At 46.1% G+C, this 17,332-nt stretch carries 21 protein-coding genes and 1 tRNA gene; 16 read left to right on the forward strand and 6 right to left on the reverse strand.

Annotation, left to right across the window (positions count from 1 at the left end; all coding sequences use genetic code 11):
* Window positions 1-2: 2 nt before the first annotated feature.
* Window positions 3-1,520 carry a lysine--tRNA ligase gene (lysS, locus tag U0026_RS04305; RefSeq protein ID WP_062773065.1) on the forward strand — a complete coding sequence of 506 codons (1,518 nt, stop codon included), beginning with the start codon at window positions 3-5 and terminating at the stop codon, window positions 1,518-1,520.
* Window positions 1,521-1,636: 116 nt separating this feature from the next.
* Here lysS and idi read toward each other — a convergent pair whose 3' ends face one another.
* Complete coding sequence (gene idi / locus U0026_RS04310) at window positions 1,637-2,182, reverse strand: isopentenyl-diphosphate Delta-isomerase (protein WP_062773068.1); 546 nt, start codon at window positions 2,180-2,182, stop codon at window positions 1,637-1,639.
* Between the two features lie 272 nt (window positions 2,183-2,454).
* Here idi and actS point away from each other — a divergent pair, with 272 nt between their 5' ends.
* Window positions 2,455-3,144 (forward strand): amidase activator ActS, encoded by a 690-nt coding sequence (gene actS, locus U0026_RS04315; RefSeq protein ID WP_062773071.1) that lies wholly within the window; start codon window positions 2,455-2,457, stop codon window positions 3,142-3,144.
* Window positions 3,145-3,224: 80 nt separating this feature from the next.
* Window positions 3,225-3,298, forward strand: a tRNA-Gly gene (locus tag U0026_RS04320).
* 756 nt (window positions 3,299-4,054) lie between these two features.
* On the opposite strand, the gene U0026_RS04325 is transcribed toward U0026_RS04320, so the two are convergent.
* The 3 genes from U0026_RS04325 to U0026_RS04335 all read right to left on the reverse strand — a co-directional run bounded on the left by U0026_RS04325 (window position 4,055) and on the right by U0026_RS04335 (window position 5,506).
* A complete protein-coding gene (locus U0026_RS04325; RefSeq protein WP_062773082.1) occupies window positions 4,055-4,354 on the reverse strand; it encodes a hypothetical protein in 300 nt (99 codons plus the stop codon).
* A 364-nt stretch (window positions 4,355-4,718) separates the two neighbouring features.
* Window positions 4,719-4,934: a hypothetical protein gene (locus tag U0026_RS04330; protein ID WP_062773088.1), complete on the reverse strand. Its 216-nt coding sequence runs from the start codon at window positions 4,932-4,934 to the stop codon at window positions 4,719-4,721.
* Window positions 4,928-5,506 carry a tyrosine-type recombinase/integrase gene (locus U0026_RS04335; RefSeq protein ID WP_062773091.1) on the reverse strand — a complete coding sequence of 193 codons (579 nt, stop codon included), beginning with the start codon at window positions 5,504-5,506 and terminating at the stop codon, window positions 4,928-4,930. The genes U0026_RS04330 and U0026_RS04335 overlap by 7 nt, the downstream gene beginning before the upstream one ends.
* Window positions 5,507-7,324: 1,818 nt before the next feature.
* Between U0026_RS04335 and U0026_RS04340 the strand changes: the two genes are divergently transcribed.
* From U0026_RS04340 to U0026_RS04400, 13 genes are all read left to right on the forward strand, one after another.
* Window positions 7,325-7,501 (forward strand): hypothetical protein, encoded by a 177-nt coding sequence (locus U0026_RS04340; protein WP_164717431.1) that lies wholly within the window; start codon window positions 7,325-7,327, stop codon window positions 7,499-7,501.
* Window positions 7,502-7,515: 14 nt separating this feature from the next.
* Window positions 7,516-8,265, forward strand: a complete 750-nt coding sequence (locus U0026_RS04345) for a DUF6945 domain-containing protein (protein WP_174525765.1) — start codon at window positions 7,516-7,518, stop codon at window positions 8,263-8,265.
* On the forward strand, window positions 8,259-8,705 hold the full coding sequence (locus U0026_RS04350; RefSeq protein ID WP_062773094.1) for a helix-turn-helix domain-containing protein: 447 nt from the start codon (window positions 8,259-8,261) through the stop codon (window positions 8,703-8,705). The genes U0026_RS04345 and U0026_RS04350 overlap by 7 nt, the downstream gene beginning before the upstream one ends.
* An 8-nt stretch (window positions 8,706-8,713) precedes the next feature.
* Window positions 8,714-8,995 carry a hypothetical protein gene (locus tag U0026_RS04355; protein WP_062773097.1) on the forward strand — a complete coding sequence of 94 codons (282 nt, stop codon included), beginning with the start codon at window positions 8,714-8,716 and terminating at the stop codon, window positions 8,993-8,995.
* 121 nt (window positions 8,996-9,116) lie between these two features.
* Window positions 9,117-9,506 (forward strand): hypothetical protein, encoded by a 390-nt coding sequence (locus tag U0026_RS04360; protein WP_062773100.1) that lies wholly within the window; start codon window positions 9,117-9,119, stop codon window positions 9,504-9,506.
* Window positions 9,499-9,837 carry a hypothetical protein gene (locus U0026_RS04365; protein ID WP_062773103.1) on the forward strand — a complete coding sequence of 113 codons (339 nt, stop codon included), beginning with the start codon at window positions 9,499-9,501 and terminating at the stop codon, window positions 9,835-9,837. Before U0026_RS04360 ends, U0026_RS04365 begins: the two co-directional genes overlap by 8 nt.
* Window positions 9,838-10,510: 673 nt before the next feature.
* Complete coding sequence (locus U0026_RS04370; protein ID WP_062773106.1) at window positions 10,511-10,735, forward strand: hypothetical protein; 225 nt, start codon at window positions 10,511-10,513, stop codon at window positions 10,733-10,735.
* Complete coding sequence (locus tag U0026_RS04375; RefSeq protein ID WP_062773109.1) at window positions 10,732-11,094, forward strand: hypothetical protein; 363 nt, start codon at window positions 10,732-10,734, stop codon at window positions 11,092-11,094. Before U0026_RS04370 ends, U0026_RS04375 begins: the two co-directional genes overlap by 4 nt.
* A 15-nt stretch (window positions 11,095-11,109) precedes the next feature.
* On the forward strand, window positions 11,110-12,141 hold the full coding sequence (locus U0026_RS04380) for a major capsid protein (protein ID WP_062773112.1): 1,032 nt from the start codon (window positions 11,110-11,112) through the stop codon (window positions 12,139-12,141).
* Between the two features lie 140 nt (window positions 12,142-12,281).
* Window positions 12,282-12,476, forward strand: a complete 195-nt coding sequence (locus U0026_RS04385; protein WP_032255343.1) for an uL22 family ribosomal protein — start codon at window positions 12,282-12,284, stop codon at window positions 12,474-12,476.
* 2 nt (window positions 12,477-12,478) lie between these two features.
* Window positions 12,479-12,967 (forward strand): hypothetical protein, encoded by a 489-nt coding sequence (locus tag U0026_RS04390; RefSeq protein ID WP_241973939.1) that lies wholly within the window; start codon window positions 12,479-12,481, stop codon window positions 12,965-12,967.
* A gap of 87 nt (window positions 12,968-13,054) precedes the next feature.
* A complete protein-coding gene (locus U0026_RS04395; protein WP_241973940.1) occupies window positions 13,055-14,344 on the forward strand; it encodes a hypothetical protein in 1,290 nt (429 codons plus the stop codon).
* A 13-nt stretch (window positions 14,345-14,357) separates the two neighbouring features.
* Window positions 14,358-15,032, forward strand: coding sequence for a phage baseplate protein (locus U0026_RS04400; RefSeq protein ID WP_062773115.1), 675 nt, complete (start codon window positions 14,358-14,360; stop codon window positions 15,030-15,032).
* Between the two features lie 41 nt (window positions 15,033-15,073).
* Here U0026_RS04400 and U0026_RS04405 read toward each other — a convergent pair whose 3' ends face one another.
* Both U0026_RS04405 and U0026_RS04410 read right to left on the reverse strand, forming a co-directional pair.
* Window positions 15,074-15,745 carry an EAL domain-containing protein gene (locus U0026_RS04405; RefSeq protein ID WP_062773118.1) on the reverse strand — a complete coding sequence of 224 codons (672 nt, stop codon included), beginning with the start codon at window positions 15,743-15,745 and terminating at the stop codon, window positions 15,074-15,076.
* A gap of 259 nt (window positions 15,746-16,004) precedes the next feature.
* Window positions 16,005-17,231: a tyrosine-type recombinase/integrase gene (locus U0026_RS04410; protein ID WP_062773120.1), complete on the reverse strand. Its 1,227-nt coding sequence runs from the start codon at window positions 17,229-17,231 to the stop codon at window positions 16,005-16,007.
* Window positions 17,232-17,332: the final 101 nt, after the last annotated feature.

Here is a 17,332-nt window from a genome sequence, read left to right on the forward strand (position 1 = left end):
ACATGTCTGAACAAAACGCACAAGGCGCTGACGAGGTAGTCGATCTTAATAACGAAATGAAGGCACGCCGCGAGAAGCTGGCTGCACTGCGTGAGCAGGGTATCCCGTTCCCGAATGATTTCCGTCGCGACCGTACCTCAGACCAACTGCACGCTGAATTCGATAGCAAAGAAGGCGAAGAGCTGGAAGCGCTGAATATCGAAGTTTCCGTTGCGGGTCGTATGATGACTCGTCGTATTATGGGTAAAGCATCTTTCGTTACTTTACAGGACGTTGGCGGCCGTATTCAGCTGTACGTTGCCCGTGACGATCTGCCGGAAGGCACCTATAACGAGCAGTTCAAGAAATGGGACCTCGGCGATATCCTGGGCGCGAAAGGTAAACTGTTCAAAACCAAAACCGGTGAACTGTCTATCCATTGCACCGAGCTGCGTCTGCTGACCAAAGCTCTGCGTCCGCTGCCGGACAAATTCCACGGTCTGCAGGATCAGGAAGCGCGTTATCGTCAGCGTTACCTGGATCTCATCTCTAACGATGATTCCCGCAACACCTTTAAAGTGCGCTCTCAGATCATGGCGGGTATCCGTCAGTTCATGGTTGGCCGCAACTTTATGGAAGTTGAAACGCCAATGATGCAGGTGATCCCAGGCGGCGCGGCAGCACGTCCATTTATCACCCATCACAACGCACTGGATCTGGACATGTACCTGCGTATCGCGCCGGAACTGTACCTGAAACGTCTGGTCGTGGGTGGCTTCGAGCGCGTATTCGAAATCAACCGTAACTTCCGTAACGAAGGTATCTCCGTTCGCCATAACCCTGAGTTCACCATGATGGAACTCTACATGGCGTACGCAGACTACAAAGATCTGATTGAACTGACCGAATCTCTGTTCCGCACGCTGGCACAGGACATTCTGGGTAACACAGCAGTGCCTTACGGCGACCAGACTTTCGACTTCGGTAAGCCGTTCGAAAAACTGACCATGCGCGAAGCTATCAAGAAATACCGTCCGGAAACGGATTTGGCGGATCTGGATAACTTTGACACCGCGAAGGCGATTGCTGAGAGCATCGGTATCCGCGTTGAGAAGAGCTGGGGTCTGGGCCGTATCGTGACTGAGATCTTCGAGGAAGTGGCAGAAGCGCACCTGATTCAGCCGACCTTCATCACCGAATACCCGGCTGAGGTTTCTCCGCTGGCGCGTCGTAATGATGATAACCCGGAAATCACTGACCGCTTTGAATTCTTCATCGGTGGCCGCGAAATCGGTAACGGCTTCAGCGAGCTCAACGATGCAGAAGATCAGGCGCAGCGCTTCCAGGATCAGGTTAACGCCAAAGAAGCCGGTGATGACGAAGCGATGTTCTACGACGAAGACTACGTGACCGCACTGGAACACGGTCTGCCACCGACCGCTGGTCTGGGTATTGGTATCGACCGTATGGTGATGCTGTTCACCAACAGCCACACCATCCGTGACGTGATCCTGTTCCCGGCAATGCGCCCGGTGAAATAATCGCGACCGCGAAAAGTAAAAACCCGGCTTGCCGGGTTTTTTTATGCCTGATGGTGGCTTCGCCTTGTCAGACCTACACGATGTAGCCCGGACGAGCGCAGCGACGCCGGGAATACTCAGCTGCGAGCAAACGCAATAAACGCCCGGCGCGCTTCATCGTCGGCGGCTTCCATCACCATCCACGGGCTAAACGCCCACGGCGTCAGCTCCAGTGCACGCAGCATGTCTTCGAGCTCGCACCACTGATACTCAATCACTTCATCCGTGTTTGGCTGCACGGCACTGGTCACACGTGCCGCATATACCGGACAAACTTCATTCTCGACGATGCCATTTGGTGCAACGGCGCGGTAGCGGAAATCGGCGGCGACAGGTGTTATATCGGCAATCTCCACACCAAGCTCAAAACGACAGCGGCGAACAATCGCCTGCTCGAAGGTTTCTCCCTGTTGTGGATGACCGCATACCGAGTTGGTCCAGACACCGGGCCAGGCCACTTTACTGAGCGAGCGGCGGGTAACCAGAAGCTGACCGCGTTCGTTGAATAACCAGCAGGAGAAGGCGAGGTGCAGTGGGGTGGAGAGGGTATGAGCGGCGTACTTCTCCAGGATGCCTGAAGGTTTATCGTGCTCATCGAGCAAAATGACATGTTCGCCAGTCATGACGACTCCTGAAAATGAAAGCGGTTCCGATAAAACCTATCGGGTTATAGACTCAGGCAACCAGCGTAGCCCATAAACGAGACAAAGGCATTACCAAAACAAGCCCAGTCGCCAGGCTGAACATCATGGTGGTGAGCCATTTCTCGTGAGTGAGCCGCTTGGGTTGTTTGGCATCCGCCACGAGCCTGCTATCATAGCTAACCCGAACGTTCATGACCCGAGGATTCGTTTTGCGAGCAGGACGCCAAATCACTTCCCCATTACGTCTGTTAATGTGCCTGATAATCGGGCTCGTGCTATCTGGCTGCGCTGGAAACTCTTCCAATTCAGAAGGCAGCTACACCGTGAAGCGTGGCGATACGCTATCGCGAATTTCGCGAATGACAGGCACCAGCGTTCGGGATTTGGCGCGCATGAACGGCATCTCACCGCCCTATACCATTGAGGTTGGGCAGAAGCTGAAGGTGAGCGGCTCATCGAAATCCTCAGGCAGTAAAAAATCAACCGCCACTAAAACAGCGAAAGTGACGCCATCTTCAGCCGTACCGAAATCCTCCTGGCCACCGGTAGGTCAGCGCTGCTGGCGATGGCCGGCAAGCGGTAAGGTCATCATGGCCTACTCCACATCTGAAGGCGGTAACAAAGGGATTGATATCGCGGGCAGCCGAGGACAACCGGTGTATGCCTCTGCCGCCGGGAAAGTCGTATACGTCGGTAACCAGTTGCGTGGTTACGGCAATCTGGTGATGATTAAGCATAATGAGGATTACATCACCGCATACGCGCATAACGATAAGCTGATGGTCAACAACGGGCAAAGCGTGAAGATTGGCCAGCAGATTGCCACCATGGGCAGCTCTGACGCTGATTCAGTGAGATTGCATTTCCAAATTCGTTATCGCGCCACGGCGATTGATCCGCTGCGCTATTTACCGCCGCAGGGCAGTAAACCTAAATGCTAAGCGGTTAATTTATCTTCACTTAGCATGATGAAGGCTTGCCAGATGAGGAGTAAAGTTTATAATGCTCCTCGCACACCTTTGCGGGCGTAGTTCAATGGTAGAACGAGAGCTTCCCAAGCTCTATACGAGGGTTCGATTCCCTTCGCCCGCTCCAGAATCTCCCCTTGTGGAGCAAGCATTCTAAAATGCTGCTCTGCCAGCATGTTACGCAGTAGTGCTTACTAACATGCTGAGGCGTTCTACCATAGTTCACTACTTTGACACTTGTCACGAATGGTTACTCGGTGAGATGAGAGTGTAGCCAATCGTCGGCGGTGGTTTCAAGTTCTTACCGCGATAGCCCAACAATGAACGCAAAGCCTACACCAGGCAGCGACGGATCGCACTTCTCATAACCTTACAGTGAAGCGCATTTTTTGCCGATGCTCCCACATGCCACACGTCGAGATGACGTTGCAGGGAATAAACAGGTTTTATGGTGGTGATGCTCCGGTAGCTACAGATCCGGCTCTGCCAGCGGTTCGGCCTCGCTCCTTCGGGTACATGGTCATCCTGATAAACTTCACTGTCTGACATAACCCTGATGAAGTCGCCTAACGGCTCCGCACGTTGTCTTACCACCAACGGGCATTATGGTTTCTATTCTCTAAAATCTGTGAGTTGCGCATTTTCTGCACCCTGGTTAACCTAAGATTAATCTGAATAAATCAAGGGTGAGTATGGCTATCGGGAAGAGACAGAATCAAGAGGAATCACCCAAAGACGAGTTAGATCGCTTGCTGGATGAGCTTGAACTCACACAGGCGCAACGGGAGTTTATCGAATCTATGCGGCAAGAGGACGGGGATAAAACCAACGGGGAGTAATACCCTAAAGAAAAAGGGGCATTGCGCCCCCGGCAAGAAATTGGTTAGGCTTCTTGAGCACATTCGCTTTGATACTGTCGCCAGTACATTTGCGCAAAGTCCATAAACTTCGAGAAATCAGCCTTACTTAGTTCTTTGTTGGCTCGGATAATGTTGCATACAGCAATGTGCTCTTTCGCTGCTTCGTCCTTGTCGGCAATGTCTTTAAAACGTAGCGCTATTGCACTTTTCACCTCAAGGATCGCATCTAACCGTTTCTCAGATAGCCGTGGGTGTTTTTCCTGCAACTCTTCTTGATAGAGTTCAATGTCTTGCTTGATTGAATAAGAATTGTATGTCGCCATTTTATCTCCTCGTTCGTTATGGTTATTTCAAAGCCCGTAGCCACATCATAAGCAAATGAAGCTGGCTTCCTGTCATGGCAGGGATTCGGACGGTTTTACCGTTGCTTACGTTGCACAGCGCGAGCGCTAACGCCATAATGTGCTGATTCGGCATCTCTAACTCTCCGTTGGGATTGTTGAATACGGCGGGGGCTGGCTTCTTGGTGGTTGGCGGCCCCTGCCACTTGCTGATCAACTGCTCTTCTAAGGTTTGTTGGTAACAGGTGACGCTGTATCGTCGTCCCTGCAAACTTTACTACCTGCGTATAAACGCACACCGTAGCACCACACCAGATAAAGCTGGTGATTAGCTCTTCTTCCTTTTTCACTCTTCCGAATCCTCTGTATTGAAGGTTTTCGTATAGGGACATTTCCCCTTAGTTACGTAGGTGAACAGGTAATTGCTGTTCTGATACGTGCATAGCGTTTTTCCGTTCTCCGTCTGTTCCTCCTCTGGGTTGGTCATCGTAATTTGTCCTGCATGAGACGCCAGCGGCAGCAGTACCAGCACGTAAAGTAAGCGCTTCATGTTGATCACCATTCTAAAGAAAACTCGTCTGTTAAATCGTCCTGCACATCCTGACCATACCCGATGTAATACATCGTTGACCGTGGATCTGTCTGTCCCAGGAAATGGGCGATCTGTTCAATCGGCACCCCATTCTCGAATAAAATTCGGCCCCGACTTTTTCGGGGTGTATGGCATCCCACATTAGAGAATCCCGCTCTACGGCCCATCTTGCCGAACTCGGCAAACACCGTGTTACGTGTAACGGGGTTTCCTCTACTGCGTAATGTGGCAGCACTGAAAATGTAATCTGTAGCTACAGGCATCTTAGCTTGTTCTGCCTTGCGTTGTGCCACCACTGACAACATGGACGCTGTAACTTTTGGCCTTACCACGTTCCCCGTTTTCTCCTGCTTCACCTTGAGGTGAGATTGCCCCTCTACGTCTTCATACTTGAGCTTGAGCACGTCAGAGATACGCAAGCCCGATTCATACATAAACACCCACAAGCAATAGAACAGGTTGGTGGTGTTGTTGCGCTGTAGCTCTGCTGCCACCGCCTTAACATGGTCTGCACTCTTTAGCGCCTGGCTAATACCTTTCATCTTTACCCCTCCTCATGTTCGTTTCGTTGAAATCATCATTGATCAGAAATTGATCATTTTCAATAAGTTGTACGATACGTAAATTTAAGAAGAGCACAAAATGATCAAAATGTGTGCGCGGTTGCCTGAGCTGCTGAACGGCTTACAAAGGCCACCCCGATCTGAAATCGCCAGAATCGGAAAATATCAGTAAGTAATTGAAAAATAAATGAAAATACACTCACCCTCATGATTCATGAAACGGTGGTTCTGTCAAGAGATTTATTTTCGATGGCGGGGTGTTACCCCTGTTTGCACGGTGAAGTGATGGAAAAGTGTGCTGATTCATTTAAATCAATGAGTTACAGAATACACTTTACCAAAGTGTATCGAAGTAGGGCGTTATTGCTTTGTAGATGATAGTGGTTCTCATCCACAACGATGTGATCTGAGTTGTTGAGAATTATTATCAAAAAAGGCGATTTTGGCATGGAAAATCGTGTTGTTACATTATAACAAAAAAGTCGTTAAGCAGGATGTGCTTACATCAAAGTGATGATCGTTGTGACAATCAGTGACAAGCCGCACGGCGCAAGGCTTTACGCAAAGAGAGTGATAGTTACTATGGCAACTTTAACCCCGTAACAATGGCATTCTTTACCTGCCAATTACCAGCGGTTTAGATGCCTGTTAGATGAGAATTACATTGGAGTTGTTGTATGGGATAGTTTGGAGAGAACAGGGCAAAGGGCTAACCCTAATTGGTGTCAATTTGTCACCGACTGACAGAATGGCATCCATGAATAAGTGACAAAATGGCACTGATTCAAAGGTAACAGGTGACAAAATGGCACTGATTAGGCTGTGATTGGTGACAAGTTGGCACTCTATACAAAGAGATTTTCAAAGCGACTTGTAAAAGAGAGCTTTGAAAAGATCTTATGAAAGATTCGCTTTGCTGGCGTGTATCGCCTGGCAAGGTTCACTGGTTCGCCTTTGGTGGCTACCCGTTCAGCCGCTCACGACGCAGCGTAGCGTATCTATCTGTAATTGTGCCAGGGCTTCGCCCTCGTGAAACGAGGCACAGAAGCAGTGCGCCGTGTGCGCAATCTCTTTCGGCATAACTTCTGCCTGTCTTCCATGCTCCGCATTTCATCCATGCAAAGTTAGCCCACGGCTAAGGCTTCACTGGTCACTGATAGCTCCAGTTCATCCAGCCTCAATCCAATACCATCACCTACTATCATGATAACTACCGTTATCCCTCTGTAGTTGTGCTATTGGTTTCGGTAAGTGCCAGAGGGCGCACAGGAAGCCCTCAGAGCGCTTTAAAGAGGGTAGGGAATACCGATGTAGTGTATGTATGTGCAAACCTCGCATAGCTCGATACATCCCGTTTTATGGTGATTGGTAGAGCTTGATCGTTTTTGGTGAGTATGCTATGATCTTAAATGGATAAAAATAATTATTGACTTTTATCTTATTTCGTGTTAAATTAGTATCAGGAGCTAAGAAAAAGATTCTTACCTTCTATCTTTGAGGTATTCAGCCTCCCAAAAATTCCAAATCGCAATGCACTTTGAGCCGTCAGGCTGCAAGGTGTTTTTATTTTATCTCACGTAAGGAGAACCAGTATTAAATACTTTGACATAGATACTACGGTATCACAGCTTGTTAACGGTGAAGTCACCCGCTTCCAAATTAAAGCTATACGCAACACCAATCGTAAGCACGGCTATAAAGAGCGGGAAGAGTTCTTTAACGAAGTGCTACGACGCTTCGATCTAATTAGAGCAGCACAGAAAGAAACTGACAAATAAACCAGAAGGAGAAAACTGAATGAGCGAAACCCAAAAGAAGAAACCAGCCGGAACATTCGTAAAACTGCCTGATGAAGTGTTTACCACTTTATTTAAAGAGGCACGGGCGCGAGGCGTAACAGTGCAGGAGATGTTAATTGACGCTGCAACCATACTTTCATTATCAATCAAGAGCGGAGAACGTTCTACTAAATAAGGATACACCCTAACATGACCGACATTATAAACGGAGACATTTACAAGTATTTTGGTACAGAAGAAGCATTATCCGAAGCAAGTCACATAACCAACGTTAATACAGGTGAGCGTGTCGAGCTATCTAACAATACCAAAGCATTATACGCTCGTATGCGCAAGCGTTTTCATTTTTTTACCACTTCGAACATTGGCGGAAATAAAGGGATCTACCATGACAACGTAGAAGAATTAGCCGCAAGTGTTGGAATCTCGAAACGTACAGCATTGCGTTGCCTAGAAGACTTGAAACAAGTGGGTTTGGTGATTGCTAATCTTTCAGGACGTTCCAATCAATGGATAGTGACGGACTTAACACCTGATGCCTTTAGGCTTGAACGTAGGACGGGAACAACAGCCGATCCAGTGTGGATTGATTGCCTAAAAAACCCTGTGTTTGGTAACGTCAAAGAAGATGTAGCGCAAGGAGTGCAGGAAGAAAAACAGCAGCCAGTGCCAGAAGAGGCCAAAGCAGATCCGAAGCCGGAGAAGCCAAAGCAAATACCTACGAAGAAACTCGCCTCCATTCCAGCTAAAGAAATTAAGATAGAAGCCGTCAACCCTGTTTCTATCGGGTTGTATCGGGATGAATGGGAAAACCCAGAAAAGAATTTACCTGTTTCACAACATCCGAAAATCAGATGGCTACTTATTAACGGATACCTGGACACAGAGAAGAATCCAAAACTTAAAACAATCTATGAGGAAATAAAACATCTATGTTAAAAATAGCATCACCAAAGAAATACAGTGAAAGAGATTTGAATGTTATTCACCTTGCCAGTCTTATTAACCCAGAAGTTGAAAGAGGCGTTGCATTCGAGCAAGCGCAAGAGCTTGTAGACGTATACGCAGAACGCGGAGAATTACAGTATGCTAATGCTCTTGTGGCTTTATTTAATGCAGCAATGACACCAAAGCAGAACCCAGTTAAAGATTATGCCTTAAATAAAAACTTAGGAGCTTCACAACGGATCGTTATGCTGTACTTTTCATCTTGCTTTAATTTGGATAACGTCACTAAGAAAGAGATAGAAGAAGCAACAGGACTTTCAAAAAGTACAATTGATCGTGTGTTTCCTGAACTCATAGAGAAGAATTACATTTTAGCGGAGCGTTTGGGTGCTGGCCCTGGTATTGGATACAAAGTAACAATTTTGAAATAAAGAGGACTATGAACAAATTATACCTATTGAATGAATGCACAAACCATCAAATCGAATGTAACACCGTTTGCCAGCGTCTTTATTTTCACCTTGCATCTCTCAAACGTGAAAGCGGAGCAATAAAAGCCACCGTGAAATACATTGCTGATGGTGTCGGTATAAGTGAAAGCGGGGCGCGGTATTGGATGTTATTAATGCACGATGCAGCCGTTATTACTATGGAGCGTCACGGCAAGTATTACGACATTACCGTTAATGATGCGGTGAGTTTTATCACTACACCCCACTGATAAGCAACACTAACAAACAATCGGGAAACTTTTATGATCATCGCTATCTATTGGCTATTTGCATTTTACGCAGTATGGAGCATAACGAGGAAATACGGAAGTTTCCCTTTACGAGGAATTAATGGGAAGAAAAGAACGCAGTAACATTGTTAGAATCGAAAAAGCAGTGAGAGCAACAAAACGTAAATACAGCCATAAGCTAAAAGATTATTCAAGAGAATCTATTCCTGGCGAGATGGTAACGACAATTATAGAACACCCTCCAACGGTTCCAGCCGGATCAGAGTTTGAATTATTGCAGGATGTTCTATCGTCAACGGACAACGTTTATTACAAACCGCGACGTAGAAAAGAATACTTTATTGACAGTAGCCAACTTAAATCCTGGCAAATTATCGGGTTTGAGCATTACGCCGATTATGTCGGGTATTCACAAACTAACGGCCTGAGTGGTCACACTGCCGATTTGGATTTTTTATTTAATGACGATAGGGAAAATTATAATGACTAACGACACAATTCAATCTCTACTCCTTAGTTTCGAAGATAATTATCATCTCCCGCTACTACAGGAAGTGAATAAAACATACATCACAGCAACGCCTGAGAGCCTCCTGAACGCTGTCAGACATACAGAGCAAGCCATTACAGCCCTTGAGCACCTGCAAACCTCTGTAGCGCGTTTGGTGGAGCGTGACGGCAGCACAATAACCGCTGATCAGGCGTGGCGAGCAGCAAATGCCCTTGAAGAGCTTGCTTGCTCCCTGCAAGTCATTACGCTTGAGCTGGGAGAGCTTGCCGTTAGCATTGCAGAGAAATACGCCGCAAGTGAAATTGAATAGTTATTCACAATAAGTGCTTGACAATTCGTAACGAAAGTGTTATAGTAGTATTAGGGTAAGTATTCGAATCACTTCCCCCTCCTGAATGCCGTTTCCCATAGCGGCACTCTCTTTTGAATGCTTTTTTTGAAAGTGTTGGTTCTTTCTTCTTCTTTTTTGTTTAGTTCCGAAGGAATGCGCGGGATGTAATGTCTCGTTGTGTTGGCATTACATGCAATCACCCGCGCATCTCCGACCTTTTCAAAAAGAGCATTCGCTCTTTATCCCTCATTCATTCCGTTAGGATGAATGTAGTCAGACTTAACTACCCTTGAATTGTGAGAGGTTCAGGAATTACGTTAAGCTGGCAATCTTCTATTAATAACACTCCCGAAAGTGTCAGCTAATAGATAATGAAATCAAGATCTGTTATTGCCAGCGTGAAGGGCTTCACGTTTAACAGATGCAAAGTACCCCCGATCTTTTTAAATCTCCTAAGATAATAAAACGGGGGTCTTTTTATTAGATTGTATTCTTAACTTCATTTCTCCTGAAAAATGACGTTAATAATGCTTTCTTTAGCAAGGGGCATTCTCTCCAGGGGCTTGATCGCCCCTTTTTAACAATCTGTGTGTAACGCTTTCGTTATTAATGCTTTCGTAATTAATGCACAGACCAACGCGAAGGAACAACAATGTTCTTATTAAATAATCGCGACCGAATCCTAAAATACAAAGATGAAGTGATTTTGTGTAACCCTGAAATGATAGCTAAAGTGGCTGAAATGGCAGGATGCACTGTAGAAGAAATAGAAAAGGCTGTAGAGCGTTATTTCCCTTCTGAAAACACCACTCCAAATAAGTTAAGTATTCAGGAACGGATCGCCAATAAAGTAAAAAAGGAATCAACCAAACAATGATTATCACCCTATCAGACGTTTTTCCGGTTCGTAAAAGCTACACAGACATTGTGAGTGCTGCGACCGATAATTTTGCAGCAGTAGACAGTAAAGTGTTTGCTTCTCTTCCTGCTGATGTGCAGTGCGGCGATGTTATAGACGCTTCCGGCGATCTCTATACATCTGGGAATGTGGCTTTCGTAGTCGTCAGTGAATTTGTCACTGCTGGCAGTAATAAGCCTGTAAACGTCCTACGCGCTCCCAACGTTGGATCATACGTTGCCCTCAAGAGTGACAACCTCAACGCAGCTAACCACGCAGCAGCGATCAGCGCATTACAGGCGCAAGGCTTCGCCACTCGTGAATTTTTCACCTCTTAAGCAAGGAAGATAATAATGATTATTGGAAATGAACGTGTGGATCTGAGTCCACTATTCCAGCTAACCAGTACCCGCAATTTTTTACTGTCGTCACTAAACATTTTTGATGGCGACGGAGTTACATCTCATAAAGTGAGTGTTTCCCGTTTACTGGAAGATAACACCAGCCTTTATAATCAGCCTACTGCAAGGTTCTCCAACGAACATAACGTAACATCCCGTCAAAGCGGTAAAGAATGGCTGATCGAGCTTCCGTATTTCCTCCGTGAGGATCTTATTGTCCCGGCAGACATTCAGGGCAAGCGTAAGCCTGGAAGCGACATTCAAGAAACCGTGACTGACATTTACAGCGATTACATGAATAAACACGCTATAGCGTTTATGCGCACTCGTGAAAGTTACCTCGCACGATCACTCTTCTCTGGTCAGGTGTATACGCCTAAGACAGACGATCTGTTAATCGACTTTGGCGACCTGTTCGGCGTAGCCCCGATGAATGCCACTCTTGATCTGTCAGCTACCGATAGCAGCACTCTACGTGCCATTGACGACATGGTGAGCCAGATTACCGAAGCGGCACAAAGCCAGGCGTCGGCAGTGGAGCGAATTATTGTTTTTGCTACAGGCTCATTCTATAGCGATCTGCGTTTCAGCCCTGCAATGGAAGCGGCTTTCCGCTATGTCAGCCCATTGGACGAAGGGAACGTAGTGTTCCAGCGTCGTGACCTCCTGCCAGGTGTGAGCACCTTCTCGATCCCTGGTTCAAATGTAGATGTGATCAAAGTAACTGACCCATTGCTGATCGCACAAATGGGCGATGCTGATGCTATCGCTATCCCGCAATTCGCTAAGGGAAGCGGTATTTACACCAACATTTACGGCGCAGCCAGCAGCACCTTTGAACTCCTTAATGCAGCACCTGCGGAAGTTTATAGCTGGAGCTTCGAAAGCGAGCGCGGAAACGCGATTAACGTGATCTCGGAAAACTCAGCACTGCCAGTTAACCACGGCCTGAACTTCTCCGTTCACATTAAAGCCTCCGAATAGCGAGCGATAGACGGTAGTTCTTCCCGTCTTGGAAATAACAGAAGAGCTTTTTAATCAGGGGCGTAGGGAACTGGAACACGCAAAGCAAATGCGCCAGCCCTTGCCCCTTTTTTATTTCCAGAATAAGAGGAAAGATAAAATTGGAAATTATCCTAAAGAGTCGAGGCTTGCATTTACAACTTAATGATACAAGCGCAGAGCAAATACTCAATTTAGCAGCCGTATCGAGAGCACTTGATGTGAGTCATTCACATTTAAGACAACTTATTTTCAGAGGAATGAGTGTATCAGATGCACTTAATTATCTGGTGAACGAAAAGAAAGGCGGTGAATAATCATGCTTGAGATTAACACTTCTAAAATTAATAACACGGTGACATTTAGTGTTGACCGTAATTCTATGAAGACAGCCCTTGATGCTTTTGACCAGATTCAGAAAAAAGCAAAAGGTATTAAAGACCCCACAATAAACATGAAGAGATTCAGCCAGGGGCTAAAGTCTGCTGAAAGAGAATTAGATAAGCTGAATAAGAAAGCCTCTAAGCCACGTAATAGCGATGAACGAGAAAAGGCAAGGGCAGCTAAGGCGCAAGCCCGTGTAGAGGCTCAGGCAGCGAAAGAGGCCGCAAGAAACGCACAGCGCCGTGAAAGGGCTTCGCTAAAATTGCTCGATACAGCTTCGAGTTTCAAAAGTATGCAACACCTAACCAACGTCGAACTAACCCAGGCTGCATTACAGGCCAGCAAGATTACCCGTAGTTATGCTGATGGAACGATCAGTCTACAACGTCAGAATAGTGAGATTAAGCGCTTACAGCAGGGTTAGCGCAGGCTCAATGCTTCACGTAGGGAAGCAGCTAAACGAGGCGCTACGGCTCCTGTAGGTGGCTCTGGAGCGATTACAGGCGGATTGATGGGCTTAGGCACTGGTGCGCTTGCTGGCGCTGGTATCGGTGCGGCGGCTTATGGTGCTTATTCATGGGGTAAAGAGGCTGTTACAGCCCAGGAAGAGCGCAGCGAAATTGTACAGCGTGCCAGATTAGGGAACGTTGATTACAACGCGCTACAAGCACAAAGCCAGTATGCGACGGCTAACGGGATTGATTCGGGAATGGGTATTCAAGGTCAGCGCAAACTCCTTGATAATTATAAAGATATTCAGGATCGCATTGGTCAAACTCTCAATGAGGCTAAATTCGATAAGAAGTCGGGACAGTGGAAAGGTGGAGATCAGGGGATTCTGTCAGCGGTGAACACTGCCGGATTTAAGATGGACGATTTACGACAGTATCAAACAAACCCGATGGGCTTCGTTAGCGCACTGACGAATACTCTTGAGAAGCAGGGCAAATCACCAGAGCAAATCCTCGCATCGTTGGAACAGTTAGGTGATGACCTTGGCCTATACCATAAAGCCTTTATGAATGGCGGTAAGGCGCTCACTGATCAGGTGGACGTGCTCAAGCGTAACGGGCAATGGTTGAACCAGGAACAGCAAGATCAGCTTGTGGCCTACCGCAAATTCAATCAGGAACTTAGCATTCTCTCCGATAGCCAGAAGCTGGCATTCTTCGAAGGTTTCATGGAGTCTCTCGACCCTGCGACGGTTAAAGAGTGGAAGGAAGCGATGCAGGAGGCGTTGCCTTTCTTTCAGGGGATCGGACGGGCAGCGGGGGATGTGGTGGACGGTCTGATGAAAATGACCAACTGGATCAGTGGTAAGCTGAATCTCCTGAACGGTGACAACACTACTAAAGAGGCGGTGAGCCAGCATTACGGCACAACGTCAGCACCTGCACAGGCTGGAAGTAATCCTGTGGCTAACACCTATGGAGCCAGCCAGCCTAAAGCAGACGGTCATGAGCCTAATGTATTCGACACAATGCGTGAATGGTGGAACGGTACGAGCGGGGCGCAGGATGTTAGCAGCTACGCACAGAGCGCCAACGGTGATTATTCTCCTGTTTCGATGTTGAAACAATCCGCAGCGGCTACAGTAACACCGCCAGTTAATAATACAGTGGTGCAACCTGTGGTATTGCAAAATAACCTACCGGAAGGAATGATCTCTCTCACTATTTCCCCTGATCCGACATTTGGAAACATGCTAAATGCGAGCGTAGATCAGCGTATTAATCAGAACAATCAGCGTATGGTGCTGGCTGTTTCATCTGGACAGGGGGCTAATTGCCCCTCTTCATAAGGAATAAAATAAAATGGCAACACCAGGAAGTTTAACAATCGGGGGCGATTCTTCCCGAATCAATTCAACCTCAAATAGTAATAACAGCAGCGCTACCCGTAATAAAGGTGAAAACGGATTCACTATCCTTGCATCTGTTTATAATCCAGCTTCTGAAAGCTACATTCAAAACTATCAGGCAATTATTTTTGATGCCGTGACAGATACGGGAATACGCAGACAGGCAGAAATTACAAGCTATCCCGTCGAGAGTGGCGCAGAAGTGAGCGATCACGTTCAGATTAAGAATAATACATTCAAGCTATCGGGGATTATTACCGAAACTCCGGTAAGGCTTGAGAAAGATTTATTATACAGTGCTGGCGTTAATGGCACTCGTATTTCTCAGGCTATCCAGTATCTTGATAAAATCTTTGATAGCCGTCAGCCTATTACATTAGTGACAGAGCACAAAGTTTATGAGAATGTCATTCTCTCTGGTATCAGTTACGATTATAAATCTGAATTTGCTATGCAATTCGATCTTGAATTTGAACAGATAAGACTTGTTAGCACTGCTACAGTTAATGTAATTGCGACTAAAACGCAAAGTAATAGAAGCGTTGGTGGTACGGTGAAACAGAAAGTAGTAAACAATGCACCAAAGAAAACTGAATCTGATACTGTTACTACGGAATTTAAGAAATAAATAAGGGCATTTTGCCCCTTTTACAAGGAAGATTATTCAAGCTATACCAACGAATCTACGTTCTCAAATGGGATGGATTTAAAAAGATAACCCTGTAACCCCCAAATGCCTACTTCACGCAAGATTTCCATACTTTTTCTATCCTCAATGCCTTCAATAACAATTTTGTCGCAGTATTTTTTAATTAATACAATTAATTCGTAGAAGGTTGGTTTTTTCACCTGCTCATTAAAGAAAATGCGATCTATTTTTACTACTTCAAAGTAACCTTCTATCAAACTAACTACATGCGAATTACCTGCCCCAAGGTCATCGAGCCACAGCCCATTCACACCCTGGCTCAGCGACTTTAACAAGGGGCTTTTTAATCCTTTATCTAAACCTGGGAAATTCTCAGAAAGCTCAAGTTTGATGAATGGCATCGATTCGAAAGTTTGTCTAAGTATGTAGTCATGACGTATCAGAAAAGCCATTTGCTGATCAATGTTCAGTGTACAAAATAGATTCTTTCGTTCGAACCACTTTTGCATACTGGTAATGTTTCCGCATTGTTCGTATAGGAAAAGCCGTTTCCTATCTAAATCCCAAGATGAAATTACGGACTCAGGATGAAGGGGGCGTCCATCTGGGGAAATGAAGCGAGTGAGAAGCTCAACGCCCAACAACTTTTCGTCAATGCTTACTATAGGTTCAGCAATGAATGTAGTATCCATAACAAACACCTTAAATTTCTACATAGGTTCATTCATAATGTGGTTTTTGTAACAAAAAATCAACAATGGTTTCTGTTATGTAAGTGTGTAACTTGCTGAATTTTGTTAGTTTTTTTTGGTTTTGGTGTTAAGGGTTTAATGCTTTTTTGTTACTATTTTAATCTTGCTTTGCTCGTAAAGCAATCATTAGCGTGTATTATTCACAAATAATAGCTTATTAATCTAATCAATTTGTTTATAAATAAGGGGCTTACGCCCCTTATTTCGTTTCTGGGAAGATGATCTCTGGATAATCCACCATTTCCACATAGTCGGACAATTCTTTCATGGAACACCCCGCGCTGTATGTCTTGAATGCTTCTGTGGCTGCGGCTTGGGAAGAGTGCCCCGTGATGTAGCCTATACGCTGTTCGGGTACTCCGGCACGGTCAAGACACGTGATAAAATGCCCCCTCAAACTGTGAAAGCATTGGCGATCTGTAGCCATAGGCACTACGCGACGCCGTAAGCGGGTGAATGCCTGGGAATAGAACGGCCCCTTTTTCCCGTCTTTGCGTTCAATCCTGTTAGCCTGTGGTAACAGGTAATCTCCAGTGTTCAAACTCAGATAATAATCCACCATACCGATCAGAAAAGCGTGGATCGGTATGTGCCTAACCCCTGCTTTTGTTTTCGATTTGCTAATGAAGAAAGTCTGTATCCCTTCCACTATAACAACATCTGATTTTTTCAAGCTGGCGATTTCGTCCAGCCTTGCACCAGAGAACAAACCGATCAGAATGACGGCTCGTAGTTCTTCATCGGCTTCGTTGAGTAAGGTAGATAGCTGATGCCATTCAAACGGCTGATAGCTTTCAATGGTGCGACGCGCTTCAAGGTTGTGACCATGAAACGGATTTAGGGGCGCTATAGCGTCATAGCGACGTTTGGCGAACTCGTAGAGACTACCTAATGATGTAAGCCAGTTTTGCACCGTCTGGGGTGCTACATCGCGTTTCTTCTGTTCTTCTATGAAGTCTGTAACTAATCGGCGTCCAATCTGATCCAGACTGATATCAACTTTCCCGATACTCTGGAGAAACACCTCAACGGCTCGCGCTGATTTGCTCAGGGTAGAGAATGATCTCCGTTCCTGGTAGGCAGTTGCGTATTCATCTCGTAAGAAGCATAGGTGAGGAATAACACTGGCTCGCTCCTCGATCAGCGGTTTATTTTTGTTCTTCCTGATCTGAGAGTGCAGAGAAGTGATCGCAAGCTGGATGCGCCTGTCCTCTGTATCTGGCTTGAACTGTTCTTTCAGGTTGTTCCACTCTACCAGCATGTGATTACGGAAGTGACGCGCCTTGTAAATGTCTCTTGTACCAGTGCTTTTCCGGTACAGACGTTTCCCGCCGAACATGTGACGCATGTAAGACGGGATGTAAATCTGAAACTGCCATACACCGTCCGGTGAAAGATAAAGATACTCCTGACCCTTGATTGTCATGAGATTGATCCTCTAAAATCTCGCAATCAAGTATCAATAATAGTTACTATGTTGATTCGATGATCGTCGCGTTGCGGAAATTATGAAACAGAGTTTCGATT

Source organism: Kluyvera intermedia (genome assembly GCF_034424175.1).
In the GTDB taxonomy this organism is placed as follows: Bacteria; Pseudomonadota; Gammaproteobacteria; order Enterobacterales; family Enterobacteriaceae; genus Kluyvera; species Kluyvera intermedia.